We start from the raw sequence: 19,846 nt of genomic DNA, 5'->3' as shown, positions 1-19,846 counted from the left end.
AGCTGTTCGTTTTTTTTGATATTTGAACTTAAACTCTGGTTTCAGAGTCGTTTTGTTGCTTGCTTTTTTCTAAACCTAGACCGACTGCATGTTTTTGAACGAGCAAGAGCTGTCCATTGTCCTGTTTTGCAAAAGTTAAGGTAACAGTCTTGATCTTGTCTCCAATGGAGATATAGGTGATTTTTCTCGTATCGTACCCTCCGATAGTGGAGTCAAACTCGGAGTCTGGTAGTCCGTGTTTTTTGATAATATCCTTGTAGTTGGTACCACCTTTTCCTTTGTTGTCAAGGTCACCTTCGATTAAGGCGTCGAACTGTTCTTGGGTCCAGGTGAAGTTATCGTCTTCTTCCTCCTCTGGGATGGAATAGGCGCTATCATCTGTCAAGTCGCTTTCTTCTTCGCGTTCCATTGAGGCACTCGCCTCGCTGTAGGAACGGTTAAACTCCCTGACAAACTCTTTGTAGACATTAGCGTACAGTACCTGGGTCGTAAAGAAAAGTACAATAGAAGCAATTGACAGAGCTGTTCCAATAATGGCCATTGTTTTCCGTTTTTTGAGGTTGACGATAAGGCCGATAATCCCCAAGATAAATGCGACGATGGCGATGAAAAATGATAGATAGTTAATAAATGGAATCCAGGACCCTAAAAGTGCGATGGCTCCAAAAATGGTTGCCAAGATTCCTAAAACTCTTTGTTCTTCTGGTTTCATTTGAACGTTTTCTCCCTTCATCGAGTGAATGGATTTCTATCCACAGTAGTTAGTGCTTATTATAGAAAAAATATTGCCTAATGTCAATTTAAACTAAAATAGTTCTCTAGGAAACTTTTTTCTTGACATCTTTTCTGAAAATGATAAAATAGTTCTCATGGAAACTTATATAGTTCTTGTGAGAACTATATTTATCGTAAGAAAGGAGCAATCATGGACAAGCCGATGTTAATGTTCAAACGTTTTGGACACCAGGTTCATCTGATGGTACAGAAAGAAGCTAAGCGATGTGGCATTGAATTTATGGGTGGACCGCAAGGGCAGGTTCTGCGTTTTTTAGATCATTGTGAACAAAAAGAGGAACTGGTCTTGATTAAGGATATCGAACAGGAACTCAATATTACTAAATCTGTGGCGAGTAATCTAGTCAAGCGCATGGTGCAAAATGGTTTGGTTGAGCTAGAGGCGAGCCCGAGTGATAAGCGGGCAAAATTTGTTCGCCTGACGGAGAAATCGCGTTCGCAGATGCAAAAAGTTAAGGCATTTTTTGATCGGATCGATCAGAGTCTGCTAGAGGGTGTTTCAAAGTCAGACTTGGCAATCTTTGAAAAGGTACTCGGGCAATTGCAAGAAAATGTTGAGAAGATAGGAGGAGAGAATGAAGAAACTCGCTAAACGTATTACAGGAAAAGAGTGGGGAATGATCGTCCTTACGATTCTGTTTACTTGTTTCTCGGTCTATCTCGAGTTAGAGGTGCCGACTTACATTTCGCAAATTACAGAATTACTGGGAATGTCTGGAACGCAGTTGGGTGAACTCTGGTCACCAGCTGCGAAGATGATTGGTTTGTCTTTATTGGCTTTCTTTTCATCTGTTATGGTTGGTTTCTTTGCTGCTCGCGTTGCAGCGTCTTACACAACTCATTTACGAAGCGATATTTTTAATCGTGTTCTAGATTTCTCGCAGACAGAGATCAAACGTTTTTCAATCCCAAGTCTTTTGACTCGGACGACTAATGATATCACACAGGTTCAGATGCTCTTTACCATGGGCTTGCAAGTGGTTACTCGTGGGCCAATTATGGCTATCTGGGCCATTGGAAAAATCCTTGGGAAATCGGAATACTGGCTCTGGGCAGTCGTTGTGGCTGTTATTGTCAATGTTTTAATGACCACTGTTCTCATGACTCTGGCCTTTCCAAAACAATCGGTCATCCAAAAATTGACAGATAAACTCAATAGCATCACTCGTGAAAGTTTGACTGGGATTCGAGTTGTTCGTGCATACAATGCGGAAGATTATCAAGATAAGAAATTTGAAGCAGCCAACGATGAGGTAACACGTCTCAATCTCTTTGTCAATCGATTGATGGCGATTATGAACCCGATTATGATGGCGATTTCCAGTGGATTGAGTTTAGCCATTTACTGGATTGGTGCCTATATCATCAACGATGCTAGTTTGACCGACCGTTTGTCACTCTTTAGTGATATGGTGGTCTTCATGTCTTATGCCATGCAGGTCGTGATGGGATTCCTACTCATGGGGGCACTCTTTATCGTTCTTCCTCGTACCTTGGTTTCTGCAGGACGTATCAACCAAGTTTTGGATTTGCATCCTTCTATTGAGAATCCGAGTCAAGCACAGACTGCAGATTCATCAGTTCAAGGACAAGTAGAATTCCGTGATGTGACTTTCCGCTACTCTAAAAACTCAGAAGCAGTTGTGGAACATGTTACTTTTAAAGCCGAAGCAGGTCAAACAGTTGCCTTTATCGGATCAACTGGATCTGGGAAATCTACTCTAGTCAACCTAATACCTCGTTTTTATGATGTTTCAGCTGGTCAAATCCTAGTAGATGGTGTCAATGTGCAAGATTACAACTTGGAAGAGCTGCGTAATAAGGTCGGCTATATTCCACAAAAAGCTGTGCTCTTTTCTGGAGATGTTAAGGGAAACATGGACTTTGGTAAGAGTCAAGAAAGTCCTCTCAGTGAACCTGCCATGTGGCAAGCTTTGGAATTGGCTCAATCTAAGAACTTTATCGAGGATAAGGAAGCAGGTCTGGCCTCTGAAGTAGCCCAAGGTGGGACCAACTTCTCAGGTGGTCAAAGACAACGCTTGGCTATCGCCCGCGCCTTGGCTCGTAAACCAGAGATTCTTATCTTTGATGACTCTTTCTCAGCCTTGGACTACAAGACAGATCGGATCTTGCGCCAAGAACTTGCTCAAAAAACACAATCCATGACCAAACTCACCGTAGCACAACGGATTTCTACCATCATGGATGCCGACCTGATCTTGGTTTTGGATCAAGGTAAAGTCGTGGGACAAGGCACCCACAAGGAACTTCTTGCAACCAACGAAGTCTACCAAGAAATTGCCTACTCACAACTATCGAAGGAGGAATTGGAACATGGAAAATAAAAAAGTTTCGGTCTGGAAACAGTGCAAACCTTATATGGCAGGCCTCCAACTCCCTCTCCTAATAGCAGTTGTGGCTGCAGTCATTTCAAGTATCATTACCGTTTATGGTCCAACTAAGATTAAAGAAATTACTAACTTGATTTCAGATGGCTTGGCTACAGAAATCGACTTGGTAGCTGTGTCAAACATTGCTGGATTTTTGGTTGTTCTGTATGTATTTGGAGCTATCCTTAATTATACACAGGCCTATATCTTTTCAACCAGTATTCAGCATTTTTCAAAACGCTTGCGGACAGCAATCGCTGAAAAAATCAATCGTTTGCCCCTTGGCTATTTTGACCGTCATTCACAAGGAGATACCCTTTCGCGCGTGACCAATGATGTGGATACAGCAGCGCAATCTCTCAACCAAAGTCTAGGGACAGTTCTTTCAGCTAGTTTCTTGTTGATTGCTGTCTTGGTGACCATGTTTGGGATGAACTGGATTTTGGCATTGGTAACCGTTGTATCAACCCTTGTTGGTTTTGCGGCGGTTTCCGTAATCATGGCCAAGTCACAGGGTTATTTTAAAGCCCAACAAAATAATCTAGCAGCCGTCAATGGTTACGTAGAAGAAATGTATTCGGGACACAATGTTGTAACGAGCTACAACGCAGTGGACACCTCCAAAGCGAGATTTGCTGATTTAAACCAAGACTTGCATGATAGTATCTGGAAATCTCAGTTTATCTCTGGTATCATGATGCCAGCCATGTTCTTTGTTGGGAACTTTAGTTATGTCTTAGTCATCATCGTTGGGGCCGCGCTGGCGTTAGAAGGGCATATCACGATAGGGATTATTGTAGCCTTTATGGTTTACGTACGGACCTTCTCCCAACCTCTGTCACAGATTGCCCAAGGGATTACGAGCCTGCAACAAGCGAGTGCAGCCATGACTCGTGTATTAGAATTTTTGGCTGAAGCAGAGATGCAAGATGAATCTCATAAGGACAGACAATTGAACAACATGAAAGGGGAAGTGGTTTTTGATCACGTGTCCTTTGGCTATACACCAGAGCGCACTATCATCCATGACTTCTCTGCGACAGCTCATGCTGGTCAAAAGGTTGCCATTGTTGGGCCGACTGGGGCTGGTAAGACAACCATTGTCAATCTTTTGATGAAATTCTATGAGCTAGATAAGGGAAGTATCCGTATCGATGGCGTGGATACCAAGGACATGAAGCGTTCGGAAGTGCATGATGCCTTTTCAATGGTCTTGCAGGATACTTGGCTCTTTGAAGGAACGATTCGAGAGAACCTGATCTATAATCAGACAGACATCAGTGATGAACGAATGATGGAAGCCAGCAAGGCTGTGGGAATCCACCACTTTATCATGACTTTGCCAGACGGTTACGACACTATCTTGGACGATACAGTGACTTTGTCTGTCGGACAAAAACAACTCTTAACCATTGCTCGTGCTTTGCTGAAGGATGCACCACTCTTGATTTTGGATGAAGCGACATCTTCAGTTGACACACGTACAGAGGAGTTGATTCAAAAAGCCATGGACCGTTTGATGGAGGGTAGAACCTCCTTTGTCATCGCCCACCGCTTGTCAACTATTCGTAATGCAGATTTGATTCTTGTCATGAAAGATGGCAATATCATCGAACAAGGCAACCATGAGGAACTGATGGCGCAAGGTGGTTTCTATGCCGACTTGTACAATAGCCAATTTACAGAAGACGAAGCAGAAGAATAAATCAAAAGAAGGCTTGACGGCCTTCTTTTTCTGCACTATACTAGAAGACAAACGTCTCACCAGTAGACGAAAACAAGGTAATGAATGAGAATTATAAATGAAAAATTATCAAGAATGGTATCAAAATATCAGCTCCAGACTCACCAGCCATCCCCCTCTTTTATTTCTGTTACGCAGTTTCAATCGTTTGATGACATTCACCATGCCCCTGGTCTACCTGGCCTTGCTAGTCACCACTTACCTGCAACTAGGACTTGGTCAGCAAGTTGGGATTTATTTGTTTATCCCTGCCTCGGGCTTTGTGATCTTGTCCCTGTTTCGTAAGAAAATCAATCACCCGCGACCTTATGAAACTTGGGACATCTGTCCCCTGCTTGAAAAAGATAGCTCGGGACAGTCGATGCCCAGTCGCCATGTTTTTTCGGCAACCATCATCTCCATGGCCTGTCTGCATGCTAGTCTACCTGTTGGCTTAGCATGCTTGCTCTTCTCAGCTTTGCTGGGCTTGGTGAGGGTTTTAGGGGGCGTTCATTATCCCAAGGATGTCTTGGTTGGCTATGCTTGTGGTCTGGTGTGGGGATTCCTTTTCTTCCTATTCTGACATGTAAGTTAAGCTAGTCCTACAACCACTTACTGCTTCAAATTGACCACTTGCTTTTTTGCCCTTGTATTCCTAACTTAGCTTTGATATAGTAGAGTCAGAAAGGAGATGTGATGAAGTTACGAATTGAGATTGACGGCGATTTAGAAGAAACTGAAATTGTCATCAAGACACCCACTTTGACAGATGAAATTGCAGATTTGCAGCGGCTCTTGCAAGAGTCAAAGGCTCCGAGGTTGACTTTTTACAAGGGGACAGGTGAATATTACCTAGACCTTTCAGAAATTCTCTTCTTTGAAACAGAAGGGAGCAAGATTTATGCTCATAACCAGAAGGAAGCCTATGAAGTTCGTCTCAAACTTTATGAGTTGGAGTCCATCTTACCTCGCTATTTTAGTCGAGTTTCCAAGTCAACGATAGCAAACATCCGTCAGATTTACTCAGTGGACAAGTCCTTTTCAGGAACGGGCACCATTTCCTTTTATCAGACGCACAAGGAGGTTCATGTCTCACGGCATTACCAATCCCTCCTAAAAGAAAATCTAAGAAACATGAGGTAAAAAGCATGAAAAAGAAAGCATTTGGTATTGTTTTATTGGTTTTAGCAGCTTGGATCTTGCTGCAAGGGAATTTTGGCATTCCTTCTTTGGATGGTAAGATATGGCCTTTACTAGGTATTGTTTTTTTTGCTTATAAGTCCATTGAGTCCATCCTTAGACGCCATCTCACTTCGGCAGTTTTTACAGGGTTACTAGCGCTCATCATTGCAAATTACGCTTATGACTTGTTACCAGTTACCAATCATTCTCTCATCTGGGCTAGCATCTTGGTGGTACTCGGTGTTGGTTATCTTACTCACTCAAGTAAGTTCTGGAATGAAAAAAAATGGTGGTACGATGGGAAAAAAACAGTCGTCACGGATAAGGAAGTCGCTTTTGGTAGCGGGACCTTCTATAAGCAAGATCAAGATCTCGTAGATGACCAAGTGGAAGTCGCTTTTGGGGATGCTAAAATCTACTATGATAATGCAGAGATGTTAGGTGATTTTGCAACTTTAAATATTGAAGTGGCCTTCGGGAATGCAACTGTCTATGTTCCACAACACTGGCGTGTCGATTTGAAAGTAGAAACCTCCTTTGGTGCAGCTAAGGCAGATGCTCCTGTAGCGCCAACAAACAAAACCTTGATTATCCGTGGGGAAGTCGCTTTTGGTAAACTTGGAGTTGTTTACGTTAAATAAAAAAATAGTTTAGGCCCTTGATAAATTCGAGAAAGTGTGATAACATAGTACGGTATGTGGTGCTAGCACATCCGCTATATTAGATCTAATAGGAGGAAAACAAAATGGCTAAAGTATGTTACTTTACAGGTCGTAAGACTGTATCAGGAAACAACCGTTCACACGCGATGAACCAAACAAAACGTGCCGTAAAACCAAACCTTCAAAAAGTTACTGTTCTTATCGATGGTAAACCTAAAAAAGTTTGGGCTTCAGCTCGTGCTTTGAAATCAGGTAAAGTTGAACGCGTTTAATAAAAATGAAAAGACCGCTTAGGTCTTTTTCTTTTGCTCTAAGGATAAAACCATTTGAAAAATAGAGCAAATATCCGCAGATACAGCATTCTGCTTTTACACTTGGGCTGAAATATGATAAAATAGAGTATCAACTAGTTGAGGTAAAAAAAATGACTGTAAAGATTAATACAAAAGATGGTCAAATCGAACTGACTGATGAAGTGATTGCAACCATAGTAGGTGGTGCCGCAACTGAGATTTTTGGTGTGGTCGGTATGGCTAGTAAAAATGCCCTCAAAGACAATTTCCAAGCCCTCCTTGGTAAGGAAAATTATTCTAAGGGTGTTGTTATAAAAGCAGCCGAAGATGGTAGCATTGCAGTTGATGTTTATACCGTATTGAGCTACGGAGTAAAGATAAGCGAAGTGTCAAAAAACATTCAAGAGCGTGTTCGTTTTAGTTTAGAAAATCAACTAGGAATTACTGCTCAGACTGTGAATGTCTACATTCAAAATATCAAAGTTGTAGGAGAATAATCGTGTCAAAAATTACTACCAGTTTATTCCAAGAGATGGTGCAGGCTGCATCAACTCGTTTGAATAAGCAAGCAGAATATGTCAATTCATTGAACGTCTTTCCAGTTCCAGATGGAGATACTGGGACAAACATGGGAATGACCATTGAAAATGGTGCCAAAGAAGTAGCAGACAAGCCTGCTTCTACTGTTGGAGAAGTAGCGAGCATTCTTGCTAAAGGTCTCTTGATGGGTGCGCGTGGGAACTCAGGGGTTATCACTTCTCAGCTCTTCCGTGGCTTCTCTCAGGCTATCAAGGAAAAAGATGAATTAACAGGTCAAGACTTGGCTCTTGCCTTCCAATCCGGTGTCGAAGTAGCTTATAAAGCGGTTATGAAACCAGTTGAAGGGACCATTTTGACTGTTTCTCGTGGAGCGGCTATTGGGGCTAAGAAAAAAGCCGAGGAGACAGATGATGCTGTTGAGGTCATGCGTGCAGCCTTGGAAGGCGCGAAAGCAGCTTTGGCTAAGACACCAGAAATGCTTCCAGTCCTTAAGGAAGTTGGTGTGGTAGACTCAGGTGGTCAAGGTTTGGTCTTCATCTACGAAGGATTCCTTTCAGCTCTTACTGGTGAATACAGTGCTTCTGAAGACTTTGTAGCGACTCCTGCTAACATGAGTGAAATGATCAATGCAGAGCACCACAAGTCTGTAGCAGGGCATGTGGCAACTGAGGATATTACCTTCGGTTACTGTACAGAGATCATGGTAGCCCTCAAACAAGGTCCAACTTATTCTAAGGACTTTGACTATGATGAATTCCGTAACTACTTGAATGACTTAGGCGACTCACTCCTTGTTGTCAACGATGATGAGATCGTCAAAGTTCACGTCCATACAGAAGATCCAGGTCTTGTCATGCAAGAAGGTCTCAAATATGGTAGCTTGATCAAGGTAAAAGTGGACAACATGCGTAACCAACACGAGGCGCAAGTTGAAAAAGAAGCAAGTCAAGGCAACAAGCCTGCTGCAACAAAAGAGTATGCCCTTATCGCAGTAGTAGCTGGTCAAGGTTTAGCAGATATCTTCCGTGCCCAAGGTGTGGATTATGTCATCGAAGGTGGTCAGACGATGAACCCTTCAACAGAAGACTTTATCAAGGCTGTTGAACAGGTCAATGCTCGCAACATTATCTTCTTGCCAAACAACAAAAATATCTTTATGGCAGCTCAGTCTGCGGCTGAAGTGCTTGAACAACCAGCTGTTGTGGTAGAAGCACGTACAATTCCTCAAGGATTGACCAGTCTTCTTGCCTTTGATCCAAGCAAATCAATCGAAGAAAACAAAGAACGCATGACTGTAGCCCTTGGTGATGTCATCAGCGGTAGTGTAACAACTGCCGTTCGTGATACAACTATCGATGGATTAGCAATTCATGAAAATGACAATCTTGGTATGGTAGATGGGAAAATCCTCGTGTCAAATCCTGACATGCACCAAACCTTGACTGAAACTTTGAAGCATATGTTGGACGAAGACAGTGAAATCGTGACTTTCTATGTCGGAGAAGACGGAAGCGAAGAACTTGCCAATGAAATTGCCCAAGAAATCGCAGAAGAATTTGAAGATGTTGAAGTTGAGATTCACCAAGGTCAACAACCTGTATATCCATATCTTTTCAGTGTGGAATAATCGTGAAAATTAAATGAAAACAACAGAAGGAAGCTGGTTTTACAGCTTCCTTTTTCTATGCAAACGGAGTTATAAAGAAATTTATGTAGAAATGAACATTCTATTGGAAATTCTATTTACTATAAGTTATAATGATAAAGCTGTTATGTTAGATTAAGTATGAATATAAAGGAGAAATGATGAAGAAAAAATTTTTTAATCAATCTTTTTCCCGCTTTTCAATTAGAAAGTTAAGTGTTGGGACCTGTTCGGTATTGCTAGGAACCTTTATGGTGATGGCTACTTCACCAGTGCAAGCAGATGAAGCTCAAGTCAACAATAAGGAACAACAAACGCAGGCGGAAATTCAACAGAAGGAAAAAAGTGCTGAGAATGGGCAGGAAGTTATTTCTGAACCTCAAAAAGAGGTGACACAGAACGAAGCAGTTAAGGACCAGAAGGATAAAACTGAACCGTCCAAAACAGAAGTATCTGCACCAGTTGCTCAGAGCCAACCAGTTTCTCAAATTGACAATACGAAGGAAGCGAGTCAGCCTTCTTTAGAAGAGGAGAAAAAGCAATCTCTTGAATCAACTCCAACTGAGCAGAAAAGCAAGGAAGAAAGCAGTTCTAGCGGAAAAACTTCTTCTAGGCGCAAGAGATCGCTAGATGAAGTCAATGCTGCATTTAAAGCTCATTCGCCAATCAAGGATATCCATGCAGTAGATAGTGTCCGTGAATCCTTGACATTTAGTATTACTGGGCATGAAGCAGACTATTCTGGTGGGTATATTAAAATTCATTTCCAAAATGGTAAGGCGATTAAATTGACCCCTTCTCCAGTCGGTGGTGTAAAGTTCAGCCAAGAAAAAATAAATGGAGACCTTGATTTAAAGATAGAACCTGCAAATCTTAGAGGTGGAGCAAACTATAACTTCGTCTATACTTTTCAGATAGATCCTTTGACTCAGAACTGGGGAGGTGCTGTCCAAGCCATTGGGCCGGACCATAAAGTGACCGCCACTGCTAAGCTCTATGACAAAAATGGCAATGTCCTCAAAGAACTTGGAAGCATTGAACACACGTGGAAAGTCTTAGAAAACGGTGTAGGGGGTCTGACACCAATGTCTAACAATCAGGTCATTGGCTACGATCGAAATAACGATGGTATTGTTGACGAAGATTCGTCTGTTGTATCCTACTATCTATTTAATGGTGCGAAAGATCCTAAGAATAATACGGCAAGAAATGATTACTTCAACTATGGGAATGGTGTCTTTGATGGTCGTATGATCAATGGTATGGGGATTAGTGATGTTGGTGGGCATATTATTGATCCTATCACATCCTATACCTATAATATAGAGTTAAAAGAAGGCTATGAGCTGACAGATGAAGCCAAAGCTCTAGGATGGACTGCCGATGCGACGGGTTACCATCTGACCATTAACAGAGCTAACAATCCGCTTCAAGATGTTAATAACAATAAAAACAAGCTCATTCCAATTTCTTTCAAGTTAAAGAATGCCAAAGTAGCAGATATTAATAGAAAAGCGCAAAACCTAACTGTGACGGGTATCTATACAAAAGCAGATGGGACTAGCTATCAAAATACGGTCGTTCTGCCTTATACTCTCCTTGTTCAAAAAACAGACCAGTCAGAGTCTTCTCTCTTTGAGTTTAGACACTATAATCAGTCTGACTCGGAGATAATTCGTTCTTATGGTGAAACAGAATACCGTTCTAATGTTCGACTTTCATCAGTCGCAGAGGTTGAAAAAGATTATCCTATCAATGACTACACGGTCACCCATAAAATACAGGATTCACGAGAGTCTTATCGAGAAGTAAACGTGATTGAGGAGCGTCAATGGAATGAAATTTTCTCTTCACCGGACGCATCCGTAGAAGTATACAATAAAGCTACAGGTGAGTTATTAGGTACTTTTAATAGTAACACCCGTAGTCTACGATTGACGGAAGAGCAAGATGTGAAGGAACTGGAGTACAAGTTTAAAAATATCAAGATGAGGAAGTCCTCGACAAATGATACTTCGGCATTTTTTTTCCAGACCAAAACACGTTTTAATAATTGGGAAAGTCTCTATAAAGATTCGACGATTAGTAAGTTGGATTCTAGAACGGATTTCACTTTTAAGAATACTAGCAACACTGTTTCCTTCTCTCAAACGGCTTCAGCCGAATTGACGCGTGTTATCCAGCAAATTTCGATGGTTGGACGTCGTCGGACAGATGTTTTCAACCGACATACAGATGCTTCTGGTTTTAAGGAAGATTTTATCACAAGGACTGCGGGTAAAGACACCCCTACTCAGAACTTCGCAAACTTGACGGGAGTTTACTATCTGGCTTATTTGGCTGATCCACAATTAAACTTTAGTGGAAACCCTAATTTTAAGGTTTATTATAATTACAAAGATACTGGGAAAACTCTCTACTATGCCCAAGTAAAGGGGACTCCAGACTCCCCTATGCCTCCAACGCTTTTGAAGTTGGAAAACAAGACGATTCCAAATGGGACCTATACCTATAAAGCGATTGCTTTCTGGGATGAGGAACTTCCTGACGTTCAAGCTCAGAATGGTTACGACTTGGGGGAGCTTGACGGCATTACAGTTACCTCGAAAAATTCAGTTTCTTATGACTTCGATGTGATCGTACAGGCTTCTGAAGCGAGTGGTGTCTACTCTGAAGTGAAGAGAGCTACAAATCAACACTTTGCCTACAATACCCAAGAGCACTATCCTGGTGATGAGATTGATTTCAGAGTGACCTATAAAAACGCATCTAAACAGCCGGTTTCAGACGTTTATGTTTTGTCATCCTTGCCGATGAAAGCTGATAAACAGCTAGAATCCAGAAATCGTGGTTCTGGATTTACAGTGAGTTTGACAAAAGCTTTAACACCACCTTCAGGCTGGGAAGTTCAATATAGTCGTACTGCGGGCACTGCTACAGAAATTAATGCTTCACAATGGCTCACAGCAGATCAAGTGTCGGATTGGTCAGAGATTCGTGCAGTTCGTTGGCATTCGACTGCTCCGGTTGCTGCTGGAAGTAGGATTCAGTTTCCTATTGATGGAGCAGTTATCGGGCAAGATACTGCCCCAGGTGCTACGGCTTATCTTTCTTCGGCACTGGCAAATGACAGTTCCAAGTACACTGAGTCCAATAATGTTTCAATCCAAATGTCTACCAAACTGTCATCTGCAAGTTTTACCTTTGTGGATATAAACGATCCGTCTAAGGAAGTACAACTAGGACAGGTAGACACAGTTGTAGGAAAACCAAACGGACCAATTTCTTATGATCCTGCTCGTCGAATTAAGGAATTGGAAGATGCAGGATATGAACTGATCAGTAACGATTTTACAGATCATACCTTTGGTGATTCGGCTAGTCCAAAACAATTCAAGTTTCAGTTTAGACACAAGATTACAGAACTAACCGAAACTGTTCGTGGAACTCGCGAGGTTGATTTTGAATATCTCAAAAAAACAAACCATTCTGATTTATCACTCCTTCCTCCAAAACATGTTGAGACTCATTCGTTTACTCGCACGAAGAGAATTGACCAGGTTTTGGCGAAACGGCAACCAAATGATGCGACAGCTGGTGTGACATACTCAGCCTGGTCTGCAGACCAAACTTGGTCTCAAGTGATTTCTCCTGAAATTCCTGGCTATTATCCAAGAGAGGATATTGATGCAAACACAATGTCGGGAGAAGGAGCTCTCTATGAATATTTAATGAACGCGGATGATCCTAGAGATGAAGAGTTGGAAAAGGAATTTACCTGGTATCGGGTGGTGTATTATGTTCCGCTTCCAGTTGTCCCTTCAGCAAGTGCAGCGAAATCTAAAGGCATTCAAGGGCAGAAGCAGGCAGCAACGATTCACTTTGATGACGATAGAGCAAGCGAGAGCGAGGTTCACTTTACAAAAGGTACAACAACCATCAATGGAGCAAAGAAATCCGTTGAACTAGTCCGAAGCAGTGTCTTTCTTTATGATGAGAATGGACAAAAGGTAACTTCGCTAACCATTGCCAACCAAGGGACGTACGATTTAGATCTTGTAAATAAAACAATTGTCTTTACTCCACTGAAAACCTTCTATGGTCCGGCAACTCCAGTTCAAGTTGGAGTGGTGGATAAAAATGGAGAGTCGGCTGTAACGACCTACACCCCAGTTGTTGAAAGAGTAACACCAACAGGTTCAGGTGATAAGACAGAAGGTCTACAAGGTCAGGTCCAAGAAGGTAAAGTGACCTTCACACCAGGCCATGATTCAGTTCCATTCCCAGCTGATTCAACCCCACTATTTGACAATGGTACAACTGTGAAAGAAGTACCAAATGTTGGTAAGTTCGAAGTGGATGCAGATGGTAAGGTAACCTTCACCCCAGATAAGCAATTCAAGGGGGAAACACCAGAACTTGAATTGACTCGTGTGGATGCCAACGGAACTCCTGTTACAGTCAAGTACCAAGCGGTGGTGAAAGAAGTAGTTCCAACCAGCACTAACGCAACCAGCACAGGCCCTCAAGGTGTTCCTCAAACAGGCGCCCCAACTTTCCAAGGTGGTGATCCACTGGTTCCAATCGATGAAACAGTAGAGCCAACTTTCGCAGATGGAAGCAAGGAGAAGACTATTCCAGGTCAAGGAACCTACACGATTGCGCCAGATGGTACAGTGACCTTCACACCAGACAAGCAGTTTGTCGGAAACCCAGATCCAGTCACAGTCAAACGCGTAGATAAGAATGGGACTCCAGTTACTGCGACCTATAGTCCAGAATTTACGAAAGTGACACCAACAGGAACTGGCGCAACGAGCACAGGTCCTCAAGGACTTCCACAAACGGGTACTCCAACCTTCCAAGGTGGCGATCCACTGGTTCCAATCGATGAAGCGGTTGAGCCAACCTTTGAAGATGGAAGCAAGGAAAAGAATATTCCAGGCCAAGGAACCTACACGATTGCACCAGACGGAACTGTAACCTTCACACCAGACAAGCAGTTTGTAGGGAATCCAGATCCAGTTACAGTGAAACGTGTGGATAAGAATGGCACTCCAGTTACTGCGACTTACAGTCCAGAATTTACGAAAGTAACACCAACAGGTTCAGGTGATAAGACAGAAGGTCTGCAAGGACAGGTCCAAGAAGGTAAAGTGACCTTCACGCCAGGCCATGACTCAGTTCCATTCTCAGCTGATTCAACACCACTATTTGACAATGGTACAACTGTGAAAGAAGTACCAAATGTTGGTAAGTTCGAAGTGGACGCAGACGGCAAGGTAACTTTCACCCCAGACAAACAGTTCAAGGGTGAAACACCAGAACTTGAATTGACTCGAGTGGATGCCAACGGTACTCCTGTTACCGTTAAGTACCAAGCGGTGGTGAAAGAAGTAGTTCCAACCAGCACTAACGCAACCAGCACAGGCCCTCAGGGTGTTCCACAAACAGGCACTCCAAGCTTCCAAGGTGGTGATCCACTGGTTCCAATCGATGAAACCGTTGAACCAACCTTCGCAGATGGAAGCAAAGAGAAGTCTATTCCAGGTCAAGGAACTTACACGATTGTACCAGACGGTACAGTCACCTTCACACCAGACAAACAGTTTGTTGGAAACCCAGATCCAGTTACAGTGAAACGTGTGGATAAGAATGGCACTCCAGTGACTGCGACGTACAGTCCAGAGTTTACGAAAGTAACCCCAACTGGTACAGGTGATAAGACAGAGGGTCTGCAAGGTCAGGTCCAAGAAGGTACAGTGGCCTTCACTCCAGGCCATGACTCAGTTCCATTCCCAGCTGATTCAACACCACTATTTGACAATGGGACAGCTGTGAAAGAAGTGCCAAATGTTGGTAAGTTCGAAGTGGACGCAGATGGTAAGGTGACCTTCACTCCTGATAAACAGTTCAAGGGTGAAACACCAGAGCTTGAATTGACTCGAGTGGATGTCAACGGAACTCCTGTTACTGTCAAGTACCAAGCGGTGGTGAAAGAAGTAGTTCCAACCAGCACTAACGCAACCAGCACAGGCCCTCAAGGTGTTCCGCAAACAGGTACTCCAAGCTTCCAAGGTGGTGACCCACTGGTTCCAATCGATGAAACAGTCGAGCCAACCTTCGAAGATGGTAGCAAAGAGAAGACTATTCCAGGTCAAGGAACTTACACGATTGTACCAGACGGTACAGTGACCTTCACCCCAGACAAACAGTTTGTTGGAAACCCAGATCCAGTCACAGTCAAACGCGTAGATAAGAACGGTACCCCAGTTACTGCGACTTACAGTCCAGAGTTTACTAAGGTGACTCCAACTGGTAAAGATACTACTTCAGTTAACATTAAGGGTCTTGTTCAAACAGGTACTCCAACATTTGAAGGTGGTAATCCGCTTGTTCCAATCGATGAAACTGTGGCGGCGACATTTGAAGATGGATCAACTGAAAAAGTGATTCCAGGTGAAGGAACTTATACAATCTCACCAGACGGCACCGTCACTTTCACGCCAGAGGCAGACTTTGTAGGAAAAGGAACCGGCGTAACGATTGTCCGTAAGGACAAGAATGGTACTCCAGTTACTGCAAGCTATCGCCCAACAGTTGTAGATCCATCTACTGGTCATGATACGGCTTCTACAGGAGCAAAAGGTCAACCACAAGTGGCAACCCCAACGTTTGAAGGACATATCGATAGTACAGTTCCACCAACATTTGAGGATGGTAGCACGACTATGGTTGTTCCAGGTGAAGGAAGCTATACAATTGATAAAGATGGTAAGATTACCTTTACTCCAGAACCAGACTTTGTTGGTAGAGCCAAAGGATTGGTTGTGAAACGTTTGGATGTGTATGGAAATGTAGTTATTGCTCATTACACACCAACTGTCCTTGGACAAACACAAGTGAGTGATGCGACATCAGAAGGTCTTAAAGGTCAAACTCAGACTGGTAAGCCAAACTTTACAGGTGATGTCGATCTGACAGTTCCGCCAACCTTTGAAGATGGAACAACTGAAAAAGTCGTTCCAGGTGAAGGAACTTATGTAATCTCACCAGATGGCACCGTCACCTTTACCCCTGAGGCAGACTTTGTAGGACAAGCTAAAGGTGTGAAAGTGATCCGTAAAGATCGCAATGGAAATATTATTTCAGGATTCTATACTCTAACAGTAGTAGAACTTCCAGAGCAAGTGAAGCCGTCTGATAAAAAAGAACTTTCAGTACCTGATTCGAAACCAGATCAATTGACTCAAAACATCTCTGTAGAAAAACATCAACTTCCAAATACAGGAAGTCAAGAAGATGGTTTGAAAAATCTAGGAATTCTGACAGCCCTAGCAGGTGCCATGACACTTGGATTGCTAGGTAAAAAGAAACGAAACGATGAATCAGACTAATCATTTTTAAGAACCGAGAAATCGGTTCTTTTTTATGACATTTGTCATATTTCCTAGTGACAGAAGCATCTAGCTCCGCTAAATTCAAAAGACTATAATTGAAGTATGAAATGGAGGAAGAAGAAATGAAAAATAAAATGATTGTCGCAGTGAGTTTAGTAGCAGCAGGAGTTATGACCTATCTCATGTTTTCAGGATTGGACGAGGGTTTCTATCATTTTCCTTGGGAGCTCTTTGCTGGCTTTGGAATGATGTCTTGGCTTGTCAGAGAAGGTTTGAAATTAGTCAGAGATGTGAAAAAGGAGTTTGAGGAATGAAAAAAGCAATCATCTATCTCTTTATCGGCCTGTCACTCTTGGTATGGTTAGTGGAAATATTTACTGGTTGGTTTGACCAAACCGTGCTTCGCCAATTTATTCGTGGTGCTTGGGGTTTCGGATTTATGATTTTCGTTGTGTTCCCTATGGGAATGAAGTGGTTGAAAGGAGAATCTCATGACTGTGATTAAAGTTGAGAAATTGAGTAAGAAAATAAAAGACAAGGAGATCTTGCGGAACATCTCTTTTGAAATCAATGACGGAGAATGTGTCGCCTTGATCGGACCTAACGGAGCAGGTAAGACGACCTTGATTGATTGCCTCTTGGGCGACAAGTTCGTGAGCTCAGGTCAGATAGCTATTCAAGGCTTTGCACCAACAGATCCTCGATTAAAGCAGCTTATTTCTATCTTACCTCAAGAAAATACGGTGGTTCAAGACTTGAAAGTGAAAGAACTCTTATCCTTCTTTCAATCAATCTATCCAAACAGTCTCTCCAATCAAGAAATTGATGACTTGCTGAGATTTTCGGACAAACAGAAAAATCAGCTAGCGGGCAAGTTGTCTGGTGGGCAAAAACGTTTGTTCTCTTTCGTGTTGGCACTAATAGGTCGTCCGAAAATTCTATTTTTGGACGAACCAACTGCTGCCATGGATACCTCAACACGTCAGCATTTTTGGGAAATTGTTAATCGATTAAAGAAAAATGGTGTCACCATTGTCTACTCTTCTCACTATATCGAAGAGGTAGAACATACGGCTGACCGCATTTTGGTCCTCCACAAGGGTGAATTGATCCGGGATACGACACCTTATGCCATGCGTGGTGAAGAACAAGAAAAACATTTTACGGTACCTCTAACTTATCAGGAAGTTATCAGCACTTTGGACCAGATTCAAGGGCTTGAAATCAAGCAAAATGCTCTTTCCTTCACAACCAAAGAAGCCAGCCAGGTATGGAAAGTCTTGCAAGAACAGGGCTGCATGATCGAAGAAATTGAAGTTCGCAATCGAACTCTCTTAGACAGTATCTTCGAAACGACTCAAGACTAAAGGAGATTGACGATGAAAAATATGACAAGTCTCATGAAAGTGGAAATCATTCTGATGAAACGGCAAGCAGTCTACTACTTGCTATCCATCGGACTTCCAAGTGTGTTTTACCTTATCTTTTCTGGTATGATGTCAGGGTCAGATATTCCAGAAATTGCTCTTCAAGCCTATCTTTTTGCCATGACGCTCTTTAGTATCATGTCAAGTGCTTTTTTCAGTATCCCAAGCACACTCGAGTCTGATAAGACAAACAACTGGCAAAAATTGATTCAACATTCTCCCGTATCTATGGTAGAATATTATGTATCAAAACTGTTCAGTACACTACTGACTTTCTTGTTATCAATTACAGTTGTCTTTTCAGTTGGTCATTTTGTCCGTGGAGTGACTCTGCCTTGGCTTGACTGGATGGTAATTGGTGCTATTTTGCTGATCGGAAGCGTGGTCTTTATCAGCATGGGGGTCTTGGTGAGCTTGCTACCCAGTGCTCAACTGATGACGGTTGTTGGAAATATTGCCTATATTGCTTTGGCTGTTCTAGGTGGACTGTGGTTCCCCTTGGATTCCTTCCCAGAATGGCTCCAATCTATTGGAAAGCTGACTCCAACCTATCAACTGATGCAGGTCGTCTCTACTTATTTGGAACACCATGAATTTAATATTCTTTCTGCCTTGGTTGTGCTAGGCTATACAGTTTTCTTTGGTGTACTGGTAATCCAGCTGAAAAAAAGGATTGAGGTAAAATAAATCTATGTTGGAAAAATTTAAAAACATTCATTATATGTTTCATATTTCAATTGTGTTTATCATCTTTCCTATAGCGGGTGTCATCGTTGGAGATTACCCGCTTTTAACCTTGCTATGGACCCTACTATTTGTACTTGCCTTCTATTCGGTTTTAATCAGTCAGAATCGCACCGTGCAGTGGCTAGCATGGTGGTCCATGCTTGTCTACATTTTTTATACATCTGTTTGGCTAAGTTCAGGTTTCACATGGTTTATCTTTTATTTATCCAATCTCCTTATTTATGAGCTGGATGAGATTTCTTTTCACTCTTGGCGTTTTGTCAGTTTTATTGTCCTGCAACCATTTATTCTGACCGGAATCTATATGGTCAATCATGTTAGTCCCTGGCAGCTACTCTTTTTCTTGGTGACCTTTATCTTTTCCGATGCAATGACCTTTGGTCTTTATCGAATTCGATTGTCGGAGGACATAAAAGAAGAAAAGAGAAAGCAAAATGCTAAGCTTAATCTTTTCTTGGCTGAAAACGAACGCAGTCGTATCGGTCAGGATCTTCATGACAGTCTAGGCCATACCTTTGCCATGTTGAGTGTGAAGACAGATCTTGCCCTCCAGCTTCTTCAAATGCAGGCCTATCCTCAAGTGGAAAAAGAATTAAAAGAAATTCATCAGATCAGTAAAGAATCCATGAATGAAGTTCGTACAATTATCGAAAATCTTAAAACAAGAACCCTTGCTTCCGAATTTGCGACTGTTAAAAAAATGCTGGAAATTGCAGGAATTGAAACGGAAATCAATCACCAACTAGATACAGCTAGCCTAACTCAGGAATTAGAATCAACGGCCTCCATGATTTTGCTTGAATTGGTGACCAACATCATCAAACATGCCAAAGCATCGAAAGCTTACTTGAAATTAGAACGCACAGAGAAAGAGCTCATTCTAACAGTGAGAGACGATGGCTGTGGCTTTGCTTCTCTAAAAGGGGATGAGCTCCATACCGTTCGAGACCGTGTCCTTCCTTTTTCAGGAGAAGTAAAAGTGATCAGTCAGAAACATCCGACTGAAGTGCAGGTTCGACTACCTTACAAGGAGAGAAACTAA

General features: G+C 42.3%; 16 protein-coding genes. 15 read left to right on the top strand and 1 reads right to left on the bottom strand.

The genetic code is table 11. The annotated features are described in order from the left end of the window. Positions 1-28 precede the first annotated feature (28 nt). Positions 29-733, bottom strand: a complete 705-nt coding sequence (locus O3655_RS04685) for a CD20-like domain-containing protein (RefSeq protein WP_042899516.1) — start codon at positions 731-733, stop codon at positions 29-31. A 192-nt stretch (positions 734-925) separates the two neighbouring features. Here O3655_RS04685 and O3655_RS04680 point away from each other — a divergent pair, with 192 nt between their 5' ends. The 15 genes from O3655_RS04680 to O3655_RS04610 all read left to right on the top strand — a co-directional run bounded on the left by O3655_RS04680 (position 926) and on the right by O3655_RS04610 (position 19,846). Next, a complete protein-coding gene (locus tag O3655_RS04680; RefSeq protein WP_000360526.1) occupies positions 926-1,387 on the top strand; it encodes a MarR family winged helix-turn-helix transcriptional regulator in 462 nt (153 codons plus the stop codon). Beyond that, positions 1,371-3,140 (top strand): ABC transporter ATP-binding protein, encoded by a 1,770-nt coding sequence (locus O3655_RS04675; RefSeq protein WP_308697352.1) that lies wholly within the window; start codon positions 1,371-1,373, stop codon positions 3,138-3,140. Before O3655_RS04680 ends, O3655_RS04675 begins: the two co-directional genes overlap by 17 nt. Then, positions 3,130-4,890, top strand: a complete 1,761-nt coding sequence (locus O3655_RS04670; RefSeq protein WP_308697351.1) for an ABC transporter ATP-binding protein — start codon at positions 3,130-3,132, stop codon at positions 4,888-4,890. The genes O3655_RS04675 and O3655_RS04670 overlap by 11 nt, the downstream gene beginning before the upstream one ends. A gap of 97 nt (positions 4,891-4,987) precedes the next feature. Beyond that, on the top strand, positions 4,988-5,491 hold the full coding sequence (locus O3655_RS04665) for a phosphatase PAP2 family protein (RefSeq protein WP_049478839.1): 504 nt from the start codon (positions 4,988-4,990) through the stop codon (positions 5,489-5,491). A gap of 113 nt (positions 5,492-5,604) precedes the next feature. Beyond that, complete coding sequence (locus O3655_RS04660) at positions 5,605-6,051, top strand: LytTR family DNA-binding domain-containing protein (RefSeq protein WP_042902924.1); 447 nt, start codon at positions 5,605-5,607, stop codon at positions 6,049-6,051. A 5-nt stretch (positions 6,052-6,056) separates the two neighbouring features. Further along, on the top strand, positions 6,057-6,731 hold the full coding sequence (locus O3655_RS04655) for a membrane protein (RefSeq protein ID WP_000725743.1): 675 nt from the start codon (positions 6,057-6,059) through the stop codon (positions 6,729-6,731). 104 nt (positions 6,732-6,835) lie between these two features. Then, the gene (rpmB, locus tag O3655_RS04650; RefSeq protein WP_001140948.1) at positions 6,836-7,024 is read left to right on the top strand and encodes a 50S ribosomal protein L28; all 189 of its coding nucleotides are present in this window, start codon (positions 6,836-6,838) and stop codon (positions 7,022-7,024) included. Positions 7,025-7,176: 152 nt separating this feature from the next. Then, entirely contained in the window at positions 7,177-7,542 is a 366-nt protein-coding gene (locus O3655_RS04645; protein WP_000216429.1) for an Asp23/Gls24 family envelope stress response protein, read from the top strand. 2 nt (positions 7,543-7,544) lie between these two features. Further along, a complete protein-coding gene (locus tag O3655_RS04640) occupies positions 7,545-9,212 on the top strand; it encodes a DAK2 domain-containing protein (RefSeq protein ID WP_308697350.1) in 1,668 nt (555 codons plus the stop codon). A gap of 176 nt (positions 9,213-9,388) precedes the next feature. Continuing rightward, a complete protein-coding gene (locus O3655_RS04635) occupies positions 9,389-16,627 on the top strand; it encodes a YSIRK-type signal peptide-containing protein (protein ID WP_371641197.1) in 7,239 nt (2,412 codons plus the stop codon). A gap of 110 nt (positions 16,628-16,737) precedes the next feature. Next, a complete protein-coding gene (locus O3655_RS04630) occupies positions 16,738-16,944 on the top strand; it encodes a hypothetical protein (protein ID WP_000390701.1) in 207 nt (68 codons plus the stop codon). Further along, complete coding sequence (locus O3655_RS04625; protein ID WP_200729930.1) at positions 16,941-17,135, top strand: hypothetical protein; 195 nt, start codon at positions 16,941-16,943, stop codon at positions 17,133-17,135. Before O3655_RS04630 ends, O3655_RS04625 begins: the two co-directional genes overlap by 4 nt. Next, positions 17,122-17,997 (top strand): ABC transporter ATP-binding protein, encoded by an 876-nt coding sequence (locus tag O3655_RS04620; RefSeq protein ID WP_084945093.1) that lies wholly within the window; start codon positions 17,122-17,124, stop codon positions 17,995-17,997. Before O3655_RS04625 ends, O3655_RS04620 begins: the two co-directional genes overlap by 14 nt. A 12-nt stretch (positions 17,998-18,009) precedes the next feature. Next, entirely contained in the window at positions 18,010-18,744 is a 735-nt protein-coding gene (locus O3655_RS04615; RefSeq protein ID WP_000794227.1) for an ABC transporter permease, read from the top strand. Positions 18,745-18,748: 4 nt separating this feature from the next. Continuing rightward, a complete protein-coding gene (locus tag O3655_RS04610) occupies positions 18,749-19,846 on the top strand; it encodes a sensor histidine kinase (RefSeq protein WP_002874851.1) in 1,098 nt (365 codons plus the stop codon).

Origin of the sequence: Streptococcus sp. 27098_8_70 (assembly GCF_041432215.1) — a bacterium.
GTDB lineage: Bacteria > Bacillota > Bacilli > Lactobacillales > Streptococcaceae > Streptococcus > Streptococcus oralis_CP.
This window is presented reverse-complemented; position numbering and strand designations above follow the sequence as displayed.

Bases quoted from the DNA above. Each gene is read 5' to 3' on its own strand.
- O3655_RS04685 (WP_042899516.1), bottom strand. From the start codon at position 733: ATGAAGGGAGAAAACGTTCAAATGAAACCAGAAGAACAAAGAGTTTTA.
- O3655_RS04680 (WP_000360526.1), top strand. From the start codon at position 926: ATGGACAAGCCGATGTTAATGTTCAAACGTTTTGGACACCAGGTTCAT.
- O3655_RS04675 (WP_308697352.1), top strand. From the start codon at position 1,371: ATGAAGAAACTCGCTAAACGTATTACAGGAAAAGAGTGGGGAATGATC.
- O3655_RS04670 (WP_308697351.1), top strand. From the start codon at position 3,130: ATGGAAAATAAAAAAGTTTCGGTCTGGAAACAGTGCAAACCTTATATG.
- O3655_RS04665 (WP_049478839.1), top strand. From the start codon at position 4,988: ATGAAAAATTATCAAGAATGGTATCAAAATATCAGCTCCAGACTCACC.
- O3655_RS04660 (WP_042902924.1), top strand. From the start codon at position 5,605: ATGAAGTTACGAATTGAGATTGACGGCGATTTAGAAGAAACTGAAATT.
- O3655_RS04655 (WP_000725743.1), top strand. From the start codon at position 6,057: ATGAAAAAGAAAGCATTTGGTATTGTTTTATTGGTTTTAGCAGCTTGG.
- rpmB (WP_001140948.1), top strand. From the start codon at position 6,836: ATGGCTAAAGTATGTTACTTTACAGGTCGTAAGACTGTATCAGGAAAC.
- O3655_RS04645 (WP_000216429.1), top strand. From the start codon at position 7,177: ATGACTGTAAAGATTAATACAAAAGATGGTCAAATCGAACTGACTGAT.
- O3655_RS04635 (WP_371641197.1), top strand. From the start codon at position 9,389: ATGATGAAGAAAAAATTTTTTAATCAATCTTTTTCCCGCTTTTCAATT.
- O3655_RS04630 (WP_000390701.1), top strand. From the start codon at position 16,738: ATGGAGGAAGAAGAAATGAAAAATAAAATGATTGTCGCAGTGAGTTTA.
- O3655_RS04625 (WP_200729930.1), top strand. From the start codon at position 16,941: ATGAAAAAAGCAATCATCTATCTCTTTATCGGCCTGTCACTCTTGGTA.
- O3655_RS04620 (WP_084945093.1), top strand. From the start codon at position 17,122: ATGACTGTGATTAAAGTTGAGAAATTGAGTAAGAAAATAAAAGACAAG.
- O3655_RS04615 (WP_000794227.1), top strand. From the start codon at position 18,010: ATGAAAAATATGACAAGTCTCATGAAAGTGGAAATCATTCTGATGAAA.
- O3655_RS04610 (WP_002874851.1), top strand. From the start codon at position 18,749: ATGTTGGAAAAATTTAAAAACATTCATTATATGTTTCATATTTCAATT.